Below are 17,566 nucleotides of genomic sequence, written 5' to 3'. Positions count from 1 at the left end.
GAATGATTAATGTTCGTCGGTAGAAGAAGCCGACTCTGCGTCATCATCTTTATAAATAAATTTAGGCATTTCCAAGCCAAAATAAATAGCAATTAAACGAAGCGTAAAACCAAATACCAAGGTTGAAATAACAGTAAGTTCTAGACTTAAACCTATATCCTGACAGACCCAATAACAGATCACTGCCACAAAAGAAATACTCGCGTAAAGTTCACGGCGGAAAACAAATGGCACATCGTTACATAAAATATCACGTAAAATACCACCCGAAACTCCAGTCAAAACACCTGCTACGGCTGAAACGACAAAGCCATGCCCCATTTGTAAGGCAATCTGACAACCAATAATGGTAAAGCCAATCAAACCTAAAGCATCAAGTACCAAGAAAATGTTATGTAAATGGCGCATCCATTTAGCAATAATGATGGTAACAAAGGCAGCGCAACACGTTAAAACTAAATATTCAGGATGCTTCACCCACGTTAAAGGATAGTGCCCAAGTAGTACATCACGTACAGAACCACCACCTAAGGCCGTTACACAGGCAATCAGTACGACACCGAACCAGTCCATACTCCGACGCCCAGCAGACAATGCTCCAGTCATGGCTTCGGCAGTAATCGCAATAATATAAATAACGGTGAGTAACATTGCCCTTTCCTTCAGGCCAAACGGTGGGCGTATTTTAAGATAAACTTATAGGAATTGTGCACAGCATTGTTTAAATTTTTTTCCTGAACCGCAGATACAAGGCTGTTTCATAGTGACCTGCATATCGGCCGTTGGATCAAGGAAAAACCATTGCTGCTGGTGATACACAAAATGTGAAACTTCATGGTGGATTTGAGCACTTTTTCCATCATGATAATGAGCTTTGAACTCCACCTGTGCATGAGTCTTATCCAACTTTTCTTTGGCTTGGATGACTTCCAAACTCAACCATTGATTTTGTTTACTCCAATCTGCAATAGCTTCTTTATCAAGAGCAGATTGCTGTCCTAGTGCTGTGGTTTGAACAATATAATCAATTTGTTGTAATGCAAAAGCACTATAACGGGAACGCATAAGCTGCCCCGCAGTCAGGGCTTTTGCTGTACCTAAATGTAAAGGCTCACAACATTCTGCATAACTGCCCTTTCCACATGGACAAATTTGTTCTGTCATTAAGTTTCTCAGAAAAAAGATTTACCAAATTTTGGCTAGATGGACGGCGACATGGATGTCGCCTGTTGGTCAGGGGTTACACGGATGTACCCTCTGACCAACAAAGATTTTTGTTACTTTTCATCTTTGAAAAGTAAGGAGGTTTGCCTAATCAAACTTAATCGAGTCTAAATCACCTTATGAGGCTGTATGGCAAAATAACTCTTTAATTGTATTAAAAATTAATCTTTTGATTCATCTTGTTCGATAGAAACAATATGAACTTTCTCGATCTTGTGGCCTTCCATAGTTACAACTTCAAAGCGATAACCATCCGCTTCAACAGTTTCACCATTTTCAGGTAAACGACCTAAATGGAATAACAAATAACCCGATAAAGTAGAATATTGTTCACTTTCATCTACCAAGTCACGACCAAGCAAAAGTGATACGTGGCGAATGTCGGTTGAACCTTCAAGTATTAAAGAACCATCTTCTAAGCTTTCAGCTGCTGCATCTAGTTCGTCTTCATCAGGGAACTCACCTGCAATAGCTTCTAAAATATCAATTGGTGTCGCAATACCTTCGATTGAACCATATTCATTTAGAACAATGGCCATTTGTAAAGGAGCCTGACGTAACTGTTCCATCACCATAAGCACTTGAGCATTTTCATGCACAATAACTGGTTCACGTAAGTGCTTTTGGAAATCGACAACACCCGTTTCAATAAAGTTATTTAAAACTTTATGCGTAAGCGCGATACCTTCAATATTATCAAGTTCACCACGAGCAACAATTAAACGTGAATGTGTCATCGACATTAAACGTTCTTTTAAAACTTCCGGTTCATCGTCTAAATCAATCCATTCAAGTTCAGGTCGTGGAGTCATCACCGACTTTACTGGACGTTCAGATAACCCAAGTACACCTTGTACAAGCACACTGTGGTAAACACCGTTTTCTTCGTCAAAAACTTCATCGGCAAAAGCTTGTGTAGCTAATACATCTTCGTTATCAGCCGTTTGAGCATCGGAAGTAGAACTGCTATTTTTACTGCCTAACATGCGTAAAACTGCAGATGCTGTGCGATAACGTAAATCTGTAGTAGTGACTAGCTTTTCTTGATTGCGGCGCATGGTTTGGTTGATCATTTCGACTAAAATCGAGAAACCAATCGCAGCATATAAGTAACCCTTCGGAATATGGAAACCAAAACCTTCCACCACCAAAGAGAAACCAATCATCATTAAGAAGCCAAGACACAGAATAACGACTGTTGGGTGCTTATTTACAAAGTCCATGAGTGGTCTCGAAGCCCACAACATGATACCCACAGCAATCACAACAGCAACCATCATCACTGACAGCTCTTTGACCATACCCACCGCAGTAATTACGCTGTCTAATGAGAATACGGCATCAAGCACAACAATCTGGACAATAACCATCCAGAACGCGGCATGGACTGGATTATCTTCTTTATGAAGCTGTTTACCTTCCATTCGCTCATGCAATTCCATGGTGCCTTTAAAAAGCAAGAACACACCACCGAATAATAAAATCAAATCACGACCAGAGAATGGATGATCAAAAATATGGAAAAGCGGTTGGGTGAGTGTCACGACCCAAGCAATCGAAGCTAAAAGTATTAGCCGCATTCCTAAGGCGAGTATTAAACCAATTATACGTGCTTTAGCTCGCTGCTCTGGCGGCAGTTTTTCGGCCAAAATAGCGATGAAAACGAGGTTATCGATCCCTAGTACGATTTCAAGAACAATTAATGTAGCTAAGCCTACCCAAGCAGACGGATCAGACATCCATTCAAAGATCATTGATCCTGCTCCTGTGCTGGGTGGATTTTATCTTTATTGGGCAACGCAACAAGCGTACCTAGACAAAGGGGGAATAATGTTTTTTTAGGACAAGAAATTAAAACGGAGCGACTACAACCACTACCCATATTTGTTCATATGTTGTTAAACGAATTTTCAGTATAGGCAAGATTTAACATAAATTCATCATTTTTATTTGATCATTATATGTATTCACCAAACCCATACAAAACATGGGTCTTTCCTATAAAACTGCTTATAAAGTTGTCATATTTTTTGCTTAGTGTAGACAAGAAATATGAACGTGATAAGGTGAAAATAAAGCAATGAATAGCGTATTAACAATGGCAGTAAACGATTCACCAATAACATCTGTAAAAACAACACAACCTCTTATTGCATTATATTGTGGCTCACGAGCAGGAAATAAGCCGATTTATCGAGAAAAGGCAATTGAATTAGCCAGCGGAATAGCTGAACAAGGTTTTGGTTTAGTCTACGGCGGTGCCAGCATTGGTTTAATGGGCCAAGTTGCAGAAAGTGTGCTTGCACATGGTGGAGAAGCTGTAGGAGTCATTCCTGAATTTATGCTTGATTATGAAGTCGCACATGCAGGACTAACCGAATTGCATGTGGTCGAAACCATGCATGAGCGTAAGGCCATGATGGCAGAGCGTGCAACTGCATTTATTGCATTACCTGGTGGTTTAGGAACATTCGAAGAAATTTTGGAAATTGCGACTTGGGGCCAACTCAATCAGCACCAAAAACCCATGATTTTATATAACGTAAATGGTTTTTATAATCCATTAATTGCCCAGCTAGATCATGCGGTTCAAGAAGGTTTTCTTCCCCTTCAACACCGAGCAAAATTAATTGTATGTGAAGAAATCGATCAAATTTACAACGTCATCCGAAACTTAAAAATGCCAAAAAGATTTGTTGTGTAAACTCTCCTATCTCAATAAAAAAGCGGTTCTTCCGCTTTTTTTGTTTTTACTATTTTCACCGTTGCCTGCAAGAGCAATTAGATTTAGTAAAGGGGTACTCAACATTGTCTTACTTTTTTTACTTTCAATTTGTTTTAAACTAGACCAAAACGTTAACTTTCAAATGTTATGAATGCCACGCCGACTCACCAAGCCTTGCAACCTGAATATCGCTTACTCGTACTTTTGGTGTCTATTGGCTTTTTTATGCAGGCATTAGATACCACAATTGTAAATACTGCTATTCCTGCAATGGCACACCATTTAAATGAAGACCCATTACGTATGCATAGCGTCGTGGTGGCTTATGTTTTGTCGGTTGCTGCCTGCATTCCTTTAAGTGGATGGTTAGCCGATCGGTTTGGCGTTAGAAATACATTTTTATCAGCAATTATTATTTTTACTTTAGCTTCTTTGGGGTGTGGGCTGTCTCAAAATCTGAATGAACTTTTATTTTTCCGTGTCATTCAGGGTGTGGGAGGAGCACTATTACTCCCCGTTGGCCGTTTATCACTTTTAAAAATTATTCCCCGAACTCAATTCCTAGCTGCTATGAGCCTCATGAGTCTGGCAGGTTTACTTGGCCCTCTCGCAGGCCCAACATTAGGGGGCTGGTTAGTTGAAGTGGCAACTTGGCACTGGATTTTTCTTATTAATATTCCTATGGGTGTACTCGGTATATTAATGACATTAAAGGTCATGCCAAATGTAAAAGAACCTACAGTTAAAACCTTTGATCTTATGGGGTTTGTACTCTTGGTGATTGCAATGATTGGCTGGTCTTTAGGTATTGAACATCTTGCCTCTCCTGAATATTCCAAATGGTTCAGTATTTCTTTATTAATAGTCGGCGTAATTGCAACGCTTTGGTATGCCTATCATTCCCATACTCATCAAAATGCATTATTCCGTAGCCGATTATTTAAAAATAAAATTTTCGCAATTGGGATTTTAGGTAATTTCTTCGCTCGCTTTGGTGGTAACGCTTTACCTTTCGTCATACCACTCATGTTGCAAGTGGCTTTTGGATTTGAACCATTTATTGCGGGTTTAATGATGATTCCATTAGTACTAGGTTCACTTTTTTCTAAGCCAATTGTTAGACCTATTATTCAAAAAATGGGATATCGCCGTTTTTTGTTAATTAACACCACATTAGTGGGTCTATGTATTGCGTCTTTTGCGATTATGACTGTCGACACGCCTACTTGGTTTAGGGCCCTACACTTTTTCTTGTTTGGTACATTAAACTCATTACAGTTTGTTGGAATGAATACGCTGACTTTAAAAGACTTGCCTCAACAAGATGCGAGTAGTGGGAATAGTTTCCTATCAATGATTATGATGCTGTCTATGAGTATCGGTGTTGCATTGGCAGGTACACTCATTAATGTATTTACCAATTACTATGGTACAGCCCATGTCACAACAGCGTTTCATGTCACTCTGGTCTGTTTAGGCTGTATTAACGTCATTACTGCGCTTATCTTTTGGCAAATTCCAAAAAATACACCTGTGTAAGCAGTTGCATTTTTAGCATGGTTTCTCGCTCGTAAATCACGCTATCATGTGAGCTTAATCTTGATACTGAGTTTTGCATGACCAAGCTGGCAAAAACCTTTTCTGCACCACGCTACAACACCGTAATCGGTATTGTTTTAGCTTGTGTCATGGGGGTTCTCACTTACTTCGGTCTGTTCTATCAACAAAAAGCAATTGCTCAAGATTATCCAGTTCAAGGCTTTGATATTTCTCATCATCAAGAAGAGATTAACTGGAAAAAAATATCACCCCAAAAATTCCAGTTCGTCTATTTAAAAGCGACTGAAGGCGGTGATTATAAAGATCCAAAATTTCAAGAAAACTGGTTAAAAGCACGCGAACATGGATTTCATGTAGGGGCTTATCATTTTTATCGTCTATGTCGTGATGGTAAAACACAAGCTGAAAATTTTATTGCAACTGTTCCAAAAAAAATCGATGCGCTTCCACCTGTTATCGATCTCGAATATGACAGCAACTGTATTAATGCACACACCAAAGAACAATTACTTAAAGAAATAGGCATTATGCATGACCGCTTAAAACAACATTATGGCAAACAGCCAATCTTTTATATCTCCAAAACTTTTTACCATATTGTGTTAATAGGAAATTTCCCTAATACCCCGCTTTGGGTTAGAGATTATGAAGGAAAACCTGAACTGAAAGACAAAAGAAAATGGCTCTTTTGGCAGCATAGTAATCAAGGTAAAATTGAAGGCATGACAAAGCCAGTAGACTTAAATGTTTATGAGGGTTCAGTCAAAGAGTGGCATCAATTTTTACAGCAACAAGGCATCGTGAAAGCACAATAATATGCGCAAAATCATTCATATCGATATGGATGCCTTTTATGCATCGGTCGAATTGCGAGAGCGTCCTGATCTAAAGCATCTTCCTGTCGTTATCTCTTCGCATCATCCGCGCGCTGTAATTGCGGCAGCTTCTTATCCTGCCCGTGAGTTCGGTTTACGCTCTGCCATGTCTATGAGCCAAGCAAGAAAACTATGCCCTCAAGTTGTTATTATCGAACCTAATTTTGAAAAATATCGTACAGTCTCGGCTCAAATCCATTCAATCTTTCAGCAATATACTCTTCTCATTGAACCTTTATCGCTTGATGAAGCATATTTAGATGTCACTGAGAATTTAAAGCAAATCGCGAGTGCAACCGAAGTGGCTATGCATATTCGGGAAGATATTTTTAGACTAACAGGACTGACCGCCTCGGCTGGTGTAGCACCTAATAAATTTTTGGCAAAAGTCGCGTCTGACTGGAATAAACCGAATGGTTTATGTGTAATAAAACCATCTCAAGTCGCTACTTTTATTCAAGACCTTCCACTAAAAAAGATTCCTGGCGTGGGCAAAGTTACCCAAGAAAAACTCCAACAGCTTGAATTGCACACACTAGGTGACTTGCAAAAAATTGAAGAAGCGGTTTTAGTTCATCACTTTGGGAAATATGGGCAACAGCTTTATTTATACGCCCAAGGTATTGATAACCGCCCTGTTCAAGCTGAACGTGCTCGTCAGCAAATTTCGAAAGAAACCACATTTGATAGTGATTTAACCCTAACTCAGTGCCAACCTTATTGGCATGGCTTAGCTGAAAAAGTTTGGCAAAGTTTAGAGAAAAAACAACTCCATGCGCGTGGTGTAAATATTAAACTCAAACTTAAAAATTTTCAGACTTTACAACACAGTAAAAGTTTTAAAACTCCAATCCATTCTCAACAAGATTTGATTCAAGTTTTATTCTTACTTTTAAATGAAATGCACATTCCCGAAAACTTCCAATTTCGTCTTATTGGAATTGGTGTTTATCAGTTACAGACCAAAGCTGACGACTTCCAACTTTCATTATTATAATTGATGTTTTTTTATTCAAAAGAACAAGTTTTAGACAAAAACAGTTACCTTTTGATCAAAAATTACAGTAATCTAATTAGCGCATATTCATTACCCATGTATTTGCAACATGCCAAAGCAACCTTTACTTTAGGCATATCGTCCTGTGATTGGCGTGACGACCAAATCCGAATATTACAGGGCTCTTCTGATACATGGCTTAGATTTTTTTCATCACAATAATCTACTTAAATTCCTTTGTACTTGCTTGCACCAACCCTGCATCTATTCATAAAATCAAAGCTATTCAATAAATACACTTTAGAGCATTTTTATGACGGTAAAACGTTTACACGTGACTTCACGCTACTGCGAAGTTGCGATTTCAGGTAATTTAGTCCATTTAGCAGGCCAACTCGCTGATGACACCAGTGTAGACATTACGGCACAGACTCAACAAACTTTAGACAATATTGATCGCTTACTTGCTGAAGCTGGTACTGACAAAAGTCATATTCTTTCAGTCATGATTTTTCTAAAAGATATTGAAACAGACTATGTAGCCATGAATGCTGTATGGGATGCATGGATTAGCAAAGAAAATCCACCTGCTCGTACTTGTGTAGAGTCTAAACTTTACGCACCTGACGTACTAGTAGAAATGACTGTCGTTGCGGTACTTCCCTAGTTCTTATTGGTTTTAATCAATAAAAAAATGAGCAATATTTACAGTAATATTGCTCATTTTTTTAGTTCAAAAAATTCTAATATCAGTATTTTATTCAAATCGTCTTTAATAAACCCTAAAATCAAAATTTTATAATGTCTACTTATTAAGATTTTACAAAAGCATTTGAGATTCGCTCTAACTGCGGCGTGGCATGTAAAGTTGCCATCTCTGATTCAGGGGTCAATAAATCCCTTTTTAAATCATTATAATCAGGCACACTGCTGTAGCGTAGTACACGGTAACCAGCAAGTTGTAATAAACGGCGTTCATACTGCTGATGTGCACGACGTAAACCATTTTCTTCAAGCATAACCACCACAAAAACTTGGTAATTTTGATCAAGTACCACAAAGTCAGCCGTCATATTTTGATATTTTCGACGGGTGTGAGCATATTTAGTTGTTAATAAAGCATCAAATGAGACATGAGCTAATACGGTAAATTTGGGAAATACTGTTTGTAAACGAGTAAGGGTCATTTGCTCATGACTACTTAATACAGCACGGCGCTTTAAAGCACTGTCTTGTTGGTGTTTTCTTGAGAGGCTTTTCACCGCCATAATGACAGTCAAAAAGAGTAGTAAGATCGTAATTAAATAGTACATGGGTCTAATCCTTTAAGTTTTTTATAATGATTTTGCTAGATCACGCTTTGTTTTAATTGATAACGACACAGCCGTTTTTTAAAAGGTTCACTTAGTAATTTCACTTGTAGTTATCAAGCTTGGCTTAAATTTAGCCACCCTCAACATTATTTATAATCATAGAGTCAACAACAATCAAGTGCAGCTCGTCAGATTTTGGATATTTATCATTATTCGTTACGTTTTTTGTACTTTAAATCTGCAAAAATCTCACTATACGATTTAAATAACCTCATGAAAAACAAAAAAGGCTCTGTTTAAGAGCCTTTTTTATCATTATCCACGTGCTTTTGACTTTGCTTTACTTTTCCCACCAAACGGTCTCTTCTCACCTGTTTCACGAGGAGGCAAACCTGTATGTTGCGTTAGTACCTGACCTTTTTGTGGACGCTTCTGATTTGAATGACTACTCGTTTGCTGGTTATTTCGTTTAACCGAATCCCCTGCTGTAGACGAGTTTTTCTTACGGGCAGATTTATATTCCCCTTCAGTACCTTTTGGCTGATAAGTCGGAATTAAATGCTGCTTTGAATTACCAATCAAATCGGCACGGCCCATTTCTTTTAAGGCTTCACGAAGTAATGGCCAGTTGTTTGGATCATGGTAACGCAAGAATGCTTTATGCAGACGACGGCGTTTCTCACCTTTTACAATATCAACTTTTTCAGTATAACGAGCGACTTTAGCAAGCGGGTTTTTGCCTGAATAATACATGGTGGTTGCAGTTGCCATTGGTGATGGATAGAACGTCTGTACCTGATCGGCACGGAAACCATTCTTTTTCAACCAAATAGCAAGGTGCATCATGTCATAATCTGAAGTACCCGGATGCGCAGCAATAAAGTAAGGAATTAGATACTGCTCTTTTCCTGCTTCTTTACTGAAACGATCAAACATTTGTTTGAAACGATCATACGTACCAATACCCGGTTTCATCATCTTAGATAACGGGCCTTGCTCGGTATGTTCAGGCGCAATTTTTAAATAACCACCCACGTGGTGTTGCACCAGCTCTTTGACATATTCAGGGTTGAGTACAGCAAGGTCATAACGTAAACCTGAACCAATCAGAATCTTCTTCACACCTTTAATTGCACGTGCTTTACGGTAAAGCTGCACTAACGGCGCGTGATCGGTATGTAAGTTTTGACAAACGCCCGGATAAACACAAGAAGGTTTACGACAGTTCTTTTCAATTTCTGGGTCCTTACAATGCAAACGATACATGTTTGCCGTTGGACCACCTAAGTCAGAAATAATGCCTGTGAAATTTGGTGCCGTATCACGAATTTTTTCAATCTCACGTAAGATCGAATCTTCCGAACGGTTTTGAATAATACGTCCTTCATGTTCTGTAATTGAACAGAATGTACAACCACCAAAACAGCCACGCATAATGTTGACTGAGAATTTGATCATATCAAATGCAGGGAAACGCGCATCACCATAAGTAGGATGTGGCAAACGTGCATAAGGTAAATCAAACACATAATCCATTTCCTCAGTAGTTAGAGGAATTGGAGGTGGGTTAATCCACACATCACGCTCACCATGACGTTGAACCAACGCACGAGCATTACCCGGATTCGTTTCAAGGTGCAAAATACGGTTTGCATGTGCATAAAGCACTTGATCATTAGCCACTTCTTCAAAAGAAGGCAAGCGAATTACTGCCAACTCTCGTGGTGGTAATTTGTGTTTAATTGCTTTTGACGGTGCTGGCTTTAATTGAACGATTTGAGTATCGTCATCGAGTTTGTCGCCTTCACGCACAATCGGGTTTGCAACAATCTCTTTTTGGAAATTTTGATACTGAGCTAAAGAGTTACCCTTTTCTTTTTCAACCTCACAGCCATCAATATCTTCTGTCATGACATATGGATTAATAATTGGGTCAACACGCCCCACCGTATCTACATCATTACTCGCAACTTCGACAAACTTTGCTTTTGATGCTTTGTTATGTTTATTAATAATAAATGCCGTACCACGAACATCTGTAATCTCGTGGATTTTTTCACCTTTCGCCAAACGATGCATCACATCAATAATGGCACGCTCACCATTACCATACATGAGTAAATCAGCTTTTGAGTCCATTAAAATCGATCGACGGACTTTATCTGACCAATAATCGTAGTGTGCAATACGGCGTAAACTACCTTCAATACCACCTAATAACACTGGTACATCTGGGAAAGCTTCACGACAACGTTGGCAATATACAGTCGCAGCACGATCAGGACGTTTATTTGGTTCATTATTTGGAGAATATGCATCATCAGAACGGATTTTACGATCTGCCGTATAACGGTTAATCATAGAATCCATATTACCTGCAGTTACACCCCAAGCAATTGTTGGCTTACCTAAAACGCGGAAGCTTTCAACATTGGTCCAGTCTGGCTGCGCAATAATTCCGACACGGAAACCTTGTGCTTCAAGTACACGCCCAATCACACCCGATACAAATGATGGGTGGTCAATATAAGCATCACCACAGACTAAAATAAAGTCACAAGCATCCCAGCCGAGTTGGTCCATTTCTTCTCGTGACATCGGCAAAAATGGCGCTGGTTCAAAACACGACGCCCAATATTTGTCGTAATCAAACAGCGCTTTTGGCGCAGTTTGCATGGTATAAGCGGTAGACATGGCTTGCGAATCTCGGCTAGCAGATGAAGGAGAGACATCTAAAGATGAAAGCCGATCATTTTAACATGAATTTCATTCATTTTCCTTGTTTATAAAACATACGAAAACAATAATATAGAAATTAATTTGATTAAAGTTTGTCCAATATTTTTATTCTCAGAATAAATACGACGGAATAAAATCCGCCGTAGTCTTAACATAATTTATTTATAGGTATTAGAACAAAGCTTTTGGTAAACGAATTTGAATAATCTCGTTATCATCAGCCAGTTTTGCGTTGCGTCCTGTTGAACCAGGGAAGTTATTGTCATTTAGTACCGTGAGCGTTGTACCATTTTCAATAATCACATCTTCAATGGTTTCAAACGGGAAAGCAAAAACTTGTCCCGTACCAATATCCCCTGCTCTAGCTGTGCCATACAACATATTCGGGTTAGCAATTTTAATTAAATCGACTAAATCTTCACGGCTTACTAGCTGACCTGACTCATTCAATTTAATACGGATTAATTTTTTATATCCGCCTAAATTATTCTGAGTCGCATCACGCTCAATAATAATGCCTTCTTTATCATTAAAGAGTTGGAAGTCACCAATATTGGTTGCCTTGCTGTCTAATTGGAACCAATAATATTTCCCTGTATACGCTTTTTTCTTAATGTCGAATTGAGAAATCAGCAACTGTCTTTCCGTTTCCCGAATTGATTTAATTGGCTTTTCTATAAGCGGGTAAAGATACTGCCCATCTGGTGAAATTGCCATTCCTTCAAAACCACCACTTTGCTGAACCAAAGGCTCCACAAAATTAATTTGTGCTTTATTAAACTGATTTTGTGGTGAACGTAATTCTTGGGTCGGATTTAATGGATTTGGTAAAGCGATAGGTGCATCTAGTAACACACCATCGGCTGAAAAATGAAGTAAATAAGGTCCAAACTCATCCCCAATCCAATAAGTGCCATCGCTAGTACGTTGCATTGACTCTGGGTCAAAATCAGCACCCGTTAATAAACGCTCAGGCGTGTTACCATTTACGATATAAAAAGGAATTAACTTGTTTGGATCACGCAATTGAATAAAGCTTTGTAAAGTAACTTGCCCTGTACCTTTGGCTTTAGTTTTGAAATCAGGTTTTAATTTATAAATACGAAGCAAAAAGTCTGCTGAATTATCTTGTGTACCAAAGCCATTATCGGCCATTGCCATATAGCTACCATCTTCATTTTTTAATGCAGCCGAAAAACCTTGTACAGGCTGGCCTTTAAATGGAGGATAAATTCCATTTGCACCCTTTACATATGCACCAGAGTCTGGGCCAGCAGCATAGGTTTCTACAGGCAATTTGGCAAAAGAAATTAAAGTTGGTTCGGTAACGTTTTCTGTAGGTGAGGTTTGTTCTTGGTCGTTGTCATCGTTACATGCCGACAATCCTAAACTGGCGCAGCATAATAAGGCGACTAAAGTTTTTTTGCTCATGATTTTATACATTTGGTAAAAAATTAAGCAAATTTAATCAAGCTTATATGAAGTTTTTGCTTCAAAAAGATGAAATCTTTATGGCGAAAATATGACAAACTCAACTGTTCAATACAAACACAAACTAAATGACTTCATCAAAAGAATTAAAGTTTCGTTGGCTGATATTCTCCAGCAATTGCTGCTTTTAAAAATTTCTGAAAAGTTGGGCATTCCATATGATTTTCAGCAGGACATACAGCAGCATGTTGTAATCCTTGACTAATAAAATGTAATCGCTTTGCCATTTGCTCTAGTTGTTCAGCTTTATCTTTTAGTTTTTGCCGATCAAGATCAGGCTTACCATCTTGCCCAAACATTGTAGCGATCTCATTTAAAGAGAAACCTGCAGCACGGCCTAAAGCAATGAGTGCCAGTTGATCAAGCACCTGCTTACCATATTGCCGACGTAAACCTTGCCGCCCAATCGACTTAATTAGCCCCTTCTCTTCATAAAAACGTAGTGTAGCGGTTGTGACTTTTGCCTTTTTAGCAACTTCACCAATATCCATAATCACCTCTTGACTTCAAGTGAACTTGAACTTGCACAATAAATTTATCACGTTTCATACGTATAAAAGCAAGGTGTAAAAATGAATACCTCCACATTATTCTTCCAAGCTTTATGTCTTGGTGTTGGTGCAACAGTCATTATGGATATATGGCTGTTAATACTAAAAATATTTAAGATACCGACCTTAAATTTTGCCTTTCTCGGACGCTGGGTAGGTTGGATAGTTCAAGGAAAACTCATCCATCAATCTATCGCTCAAAGCCCTCAAATTAAGGGTGAATATTTATTGGGCTGGATTGCTCATTATAGTGTTGGGTTGATCTTTGCAGTGAGCTTTCTTCTCATTGTCGGCTCAGATTGGCTCATTCATCCTCAGTTTTACTCAGCACTACTATTTGGTGTAGTCACTGTTCTCATTCCCTTTTTTATTATGCAACCCGCCATGGGTAGTGGTTTTGCTTCGTCAAAAACCCCGCATCCTTTTCTGAACTGTCTAAAAAGTTTACTGAACCATAGCGTTTTTGGCTGTGGTTTATATCTCACTGCAAAACTATTTCAAATTTAGATAAAAAGGAAACTATCCATGAAAACTGTTGCCATTATTTACTATAGTCGCCAAGGGCATACCCAATTTATCGCTCAGCAAATTCAAACTGGCATTTTGAGTCATCAAGATATTGAAGTAGATTTACTAAATGCCGAAGATCTTATCAACACTCCAGAAATTCTTATCAAATATGATGGTTTAATTTGGGGATCTCCTACATATTTAGGTGGCGTGTCTTCCAAGTTAAAACAACTCATGGATGCAACGGGTCCATTATGGAAAAAGCAAAGCTTTAAAGGAAAGCTTGCAGCTGGATTTACCATTTCCTCTCTTCCCGCTGGTGATAAACAATCGACACTAATTTCAATTTTTACCTTTTGTATGCAACACGGCATGTTATGGATCGGCAACCCGATTATGCCTGAGCAACACCAAGGTATTCCTTATACTCAAGCAGCCAACCGTCTCGGTTCATGGTCAGGCTTAATGGCTCACGCTGAACATGGTAGTAATGCCAATAGGTTTGATGAAGGAGATATTAAAACTGCTCAACAATTTGGAGAAAATTTTGCATTGACCTTAAGTGCTTATCAAGGAATATAAAACCATGAAGGCACAGAAACTTTTATTCCTCTTAATTTTATCGGGAATGATGTCTTTTATCGTTTCAGGTGTTTCAACTTTTAAAGTAGTAGGACTAAATGATCACTTCGTTTCATTGTGGGTATCAGATTGGATTATTGCATGGATACTGGCTTTTCCAAGTGTATTGATTTGTGCTCCTATCGCCCAGAAACTAGTCGACATTGTATTTAAGTAAGTTGATCTGTAAGTTAAAACGTACAAAAATTGCGGTGATTTGCGGATATTCAGCTTTAGTATTATTTCATAATATATGAATCATAGAGAGACAGGATGTCTCATTGAAGAAGAATAAGAACGCAGGAAGCGGTAGTTGACAGGAGTTAGCTACATAAAGCTGAATACGAAGGAACCTCGACAGGATGTCGGGGTTTTTTCATTTCACTTATACAAAATTCTTACTTTTTAGATGTGCTAAGCAACATAACTAATATTGATCCGATAAGTACGGCTAAATACCATCATTTTATTTGAAACTTCATTATTGGTTTTGTATTTTGCTTACCTCATCTTTAACCCAAAATCGTTTTGAACCATCACAATTACACATCCTTGGTCTGAAATTTCTCATAACTTTTTTAATGATCATCATGACAGGATGTACAAGCTTAGGCCCTAATAGTGGCTCATTTACTTGGCGTTCAAATAAACTATCATCTGGCTTACAAAAAGCTTATTCCGTTCCGCCGAGTACAGCCAATCGATTATCTCCTATGATTATTCAAAGTGCTGACAAATATAATGTTCCTCCACTTTTACTCGCGGCAGTTATCAGACAAGAGTCGAACTACAATAGTAATGCCCGTTCTCCAACTGGGGCTGTTGGTTTAACTCAAATTATTCCAAGCTATTGGCAACAAACTTGTGCTGGTAATTTGTATGATGAATCTACAAATATCCAATGTGGTGCTTATATTTTAAATCATTACTATCAAACCGCAGATAGCTGGTTCAAAGCCACGGCTTATTATAATGTTGGGCCAACAGGATATGATCGAAGCTTCTGGACCCGTCACAAAGCGAAAAAATATGCCCGATCTATTAAGCATCATCAAAAAAATTTAAAAAATGCTCTATAAAAAACTTAAACAAAAGCCCATCAATGGATGGGCTTTTTTATGCGGTTAATTTTATTCGTCAAATAAACCTTCAAATAACACAGAAGACAGATAACGTTCCCCACTATCTGGCAGAATAACAACAATGGTTTTACCAGCATTTTCAGGACGCTCTGCAATTTTAGCAGCGGCTGCCAATGCAGCTCCACTTGAAATACCCACTAAAATACCTTCTTGAGTTGCACAGTTTCTCGCCCATTGAATTGCTTCTTCGCTAGTCACTGGTAAGACTTCATCCACAAGGTTCAAATCAAGATTCTTTGGAATAAAGTTCGCACCAATTCCCTGAATTTTATGCGGTGCAGGTGTAATGTTCTCACCATTTTTAGTTTGAGTAATAATTGGAGATTCAGCAGGTTCAACTGCTACAGAGTACAATGGCTTATTTTGAACTTGTTCAAAATAATGAGAAATACCTGTAATCGTACCGCCAGTACCGACGCCCGCAACTAAAATATCGACTTGCCCACCTGTAGCTTGCCAAATTTCAGGACCAGTTGTGTCTACATGAATTTGTGGATTCGCTGGATTTTCAAATTGTTGTGGCAAGAAATAAAGATCTGGCTGTTCAGTTGCTAATCGTACAGCCTCATCAACTGCACCTTTCATTCCTTTCGCGGGTTCAGTTAATACCAAATTAGCACCTAAAGCTTTTAATACTTTTCTACGCTCAAGGCTCATACTGGCAGGCATAGTTAGAGTAATTGGATAACCTTTTGCCGCAGCTACAAATGCCAATGCAATACCAGTATTACCACTAGTTGGCTCAACAATATGCATACCTTCTTTTAATACACCACGCTTTTCCGCATCTGCAATAAGTGCCGCTCCGATGCGGCATTTCACAGAAAATGCAGGGTTACGGCTTTCCACTTTTGCTAATACGTTTACACCTGTTTTAATCAATCGGTTAATACGTACTAAAGGTGTATTACCAATGGCTTCGGCATTATTTGAATATACCGCGATACCTAAATTGTTGGGAGTTGGAAATTGCTGATCGGTAGACATGTTATATCCTTATTAGATTTGGAATGATTCTGAATCATTATAGGCTTGTCTAATAAACAGGAAAGTAGAAAAAGTTAAGTAATATGAAAAAATGATAGCTACATCTATTTTAGACAGAATAAAAAAATGAATTTATTAGATCATTAGAACTACCAAACTTCACCCTCTCGCCATTCTGCGCAAATACTATCGTCCTCTGAACTATGTGAGAGTAGATCTTTCATATGGATACTCAAAGGATATAGCATAATTTCATAGTCATCAGTCAGATAAGTAGATGTATCTTGTTTGATGTACAAATCACCCCGCCAAGTAGTCCAACCTAATTTTTTATAAAATGCTTCATCTTCCGGTTGTAATGCAGCAAGTCCATATTCCAAGTCAGTTAACGCTTCAACTAAATGTTTTAATAATTGTGATGCAAGCCCCTTACCTCTCATCGTGTAATCAGTGGTCACATACTCTACATAAGCTGTTTTTACATCGGAACTACCATTTATGGTAAAAACTCTATCCGTCCATAAGGCATGTGAGACAATTTGATTGTCCAATATACCAACGACATGAATCGCTTTTTGCATGAAAGCATATTGGCTCCATGGATCTTCATCAAAAGCAGAAAAACATAACTCAGCAATCTGATGACGTTGATTTTTATCTAGATCTTGTGCTGCGATAATTTTGAACTGCATAGATGAAAACTCAAGTTTAAGTATTTATAGATTAAGCAAATATTGGAATATTCTGAAATGTTTTTTTTATTAAAAGCTAATTTAATTGAATTAAATTTAATCTCTAAAGGATCAGTAATTAACTTTCCGCTTTTCTTCC

General features: G+C 38.3%; 18 protein-coding genes and 1 pseudogene. 9 read left to right on the top strand and 10 right to left on the bottom strand.

The window, feature by feature from the left end; genetic code table 11:
• Positions 1–6: 6 nt before the first annotated feature.
• From AC056_RS16920 to AC056_RS16910, 3 genes are all read right to left on the bottom strand, one after another.
• Complete coding sequence (locus tag AC056_RS16920) at positions 7–651, bottom strand: trimeric intracellular cation channel family protein (protein ID WP_077164299.1); 645 nt, start codon at positions 649–651, stop codon at positions 7–9.
• Positions 652–696: 45 nt separating this feature from the next.
• Positions 697–1,164, bottom strand: a complete 468-nt coding sequence (locus AC056_RS16915; protein WP_077164298.1) for a YchJ family protein — start codon at positions 1,162–1,164, stop codon at positions 697–699.
• A 221-nt stretch (positions 1,165–1,385) separates the two neighbouring features.
• Positions 1,386–2,978, bottom strand: a complete 1,593-nt coding sequence (locus AC056_RS16910; RefSeq protein ID WP_077164297.1) for a TerC family protein — start codon at positions 2,976–2,978, stop codon at positions 1,386–1,388.
• A gap of 326 nt (positions 2,979–3,304) precedes the next feature.
• Between AC056_RS16910 and AC056_RS16905 the strand changes: the two genes are divergently transcribed.
• The 4 genes from AC056_RS16905 (at position 3,305) to dinB (ending at position 7,381) form a co-directional block, all read left to right on the top strand.
• Positions 3,305–3,928, top strand: coding sequence for a TIGR00730 family Rossman fold protein (locus tag AC056_RS16905; protein ID WP_213033509.1), 624 nt, complete (start codon positions 3,305–3,307; stop codon positions 3,926–3,928).
• Positions 3,929–4,096: 168 nt separating this feature from the next.
• Positions 4,097–5,488: a multidrug transporter subunit MdtD gene (mdtD, locus tag AC056_RS16900; RefSeq protein ID WP_077164296.1), complete on the top strand. Its 1,392-nt coding sequence runs from the start codon at positions 4,097–4,099 to the stop codon at positions 5,486–5,488.
• A 77-nt stretch (positions 5,489–5,565) separates the two neighbouring features.
• Positions 5,566–6,324, top strand: a complete 759-nt coding sequence (locus AC056_RS16895) for a GH25 family lysozyme (protein WP_077164295.1) — start codon at positions 5,566–5,568, stop codon at positions 6,322–6,324.
• Position 6,325: 1 nt separating this feature from the next.
• On the top strand, positions 6,326–7,381 hold the full coding sequence (gene dinB / locus AC056_RS16890; protein WP_019456983.1) for a DNA polymerase IV: 1,056 nt from the start codon (positions 6,326–6,328) through the stop codon (positions 7,379–7,381).
• Between the two features lie 58 nt (positions 7,382–7,439).
• Here dinB and AC056_RS19970 read toward each other — a convergent pair.
• Positions 7,440–7,502: pseudogene (locus AC056_RS19970) on the bottom strand (hypothetical protein); the annotation flags it as partial.
• A gap of 192 nt (positions 7,503–7,694) precedes the next feature.
• On the opposite strand from AC056_RS19970, the gene AC056_RS16885 reads away from it, so the two are divergent.
• Positions 7,695–8,048 (top strand): RidA family protein, encoded by a 354-nt coding sequence (locus tag AC056_RS16885; RefSeq protein WP_077164294.1) that lies wholly within the window; start codon positions 7,695–7,697, stop codon positions 8,046–8,048.
• A gap of 145 nt (positions 8,049–8,193) precedes the next feature.
• Here AC056_RS16885 and AC056_RS16880 read toward each other — a convergent pair whose 3' ends face one another.
• From AC056_RS16880 to AC056_RS16865, 4 genes are all read right to left on the bottom strand, one after another.
• Positions 8,194–8,694: a DUF2726 domain-containing protein gene (locus tag AC056_RS16880; RefSeq protein WP_077164293.1), complete on the bottom strand. Its 501-nt coding sequence runs from the start codon at positions 8,692–8,694 to the stop codon at positions 8,194–8,196.
• A 315-nt stretch (positions 8,695–9,009) separates the two neighbouring features.
• Positions 9,010–11,388, bottom strand: a complete 2,379-nt coding sequence (locus AC056_RS16875) for a YgiQ family radical SAM protein (protein ID WP_077164292.1) — start codon at positions 11,386–11,388, stop codon at positions 9,010–9,012.
• 216 nt (positions 11,389–11,604) lie between these two features.
• Positions 11,605–12,864, bottom strand: coding sequence for an esterase-like activity of phytase family protein (locus tag AC056_RS16870; RefSeq protein ID WP_077164291.1), 1,260 nt, complete (start codon positions 12,862–12,864; stop codon positions 11,605–11,607).
• 146 nt (positions 12,865–13,010) lie between these two features.
• Complete coding sequence (locus AC056_RS16865; RefSeq protein WP_077164290.1) at positions 13,011–13,415, bottom strand: helix-turn-helix domain-containing protein; 405 nt, start codon at positions 13,413–13,415, stop codon at positions 13,011–13,013.
• 81 nt (positions 13,416–13,496) lie between these two features.
• Here AC056_RS16865 and AC056_RS16860 point away from each other — a divergent pair, with 81 nt between their 5' ends.
• From AC056_RS16860 to AC056_RS16845, 4 genes are all read left to right on the top strand, one after another.
• A complete protein-coding gene (locus AC056_RS16860) occupies positions 13,497–13,982 on the top strand; it encodes a DUF2938 domain-containing protein (RefSeq protein ID WP_077164289.1) in 486 nt (161 codons plus the stop codon).
• Between the two features lie 18 nt (positions 13,983–14,000).
• A complete protein-coding gene (locus AC056_RS16855; RefSeq protein ID WP_077164288.1) occupies positions 14,001–14,567 on the top strand; it encodes a flavodoxin family protein in 567 nt (188 codons plus the stop codon).
• A gap of 4 nt (positions 14,568–14,571) precedes the next feature.
• On the top strand, positions 14,572–14,784 hold the full coding sequence (locus AC056_RS16850; protein ID WP_077164287.1) for a DUF2798 domain-containing protein: 213 nt from the start codon (positions 14,572–14,574) through the stop codon (positions 14,782–14,784).
• Between the two features lie 292 nt (positions 14,785–15,076).
• Positions 15,077–15,685, top strand: a complete 609-nt coding sequence (locus AC056_RS16845) for a lytic transglycosylase domain-containing protein (protein ID WP_077164286.1) — start codon at positions 15,077–15,079, stop codon at positions 15,683–15,685.
• A gap of 51 nt (positions 15,686–15,736) precedes the next feature.
• On the opposite strand, the gene cysK is transcribed toward AC056_RS16845, so the two are convergent.
• Positions 15,737–16,735 carry a cysteine synthase A gene (gene cysK / locus AC056_RS16840; protein ID WP_077164285.1) on the bottom strand — a complete coding sequence of 333 codons (999 nt, stop codon included), beginning with the start codon at positions 16,733–16,735 and terminating at the stop codon, positions 15,737–15,739.
• A gap of 149 nt (positions 16,736–16,884) precedes the next feature.
• A complete protein-coding gene (locus AC056_RS16835) occupies positions 16,885–17,427 on the bottom strand; it encodes a GNAT family N-acetyltransferase (RefSeq protein ID WP_077164284.1) in 543 nt (180 codons plus the stop codon).
• Between the last annotated feature and the right edge of the window lie 139 nt (positions 17,428–17,566).

The sequence above is a fragment of the Acinetobacter genomosp. 33YU genome, from assembly GCF_001990725.1.
GTDB classification, from domain to species: domain Bacteria; phylum Pseudomonadota; class Gammaproteobacteria; order Pseudomonadales; family Moraxellaceae; genus Acinetobacter; species Acinetobacter seifertii.
This window is presented reverse-complemented; position numbering and strand designations above follow the sequence as displayed.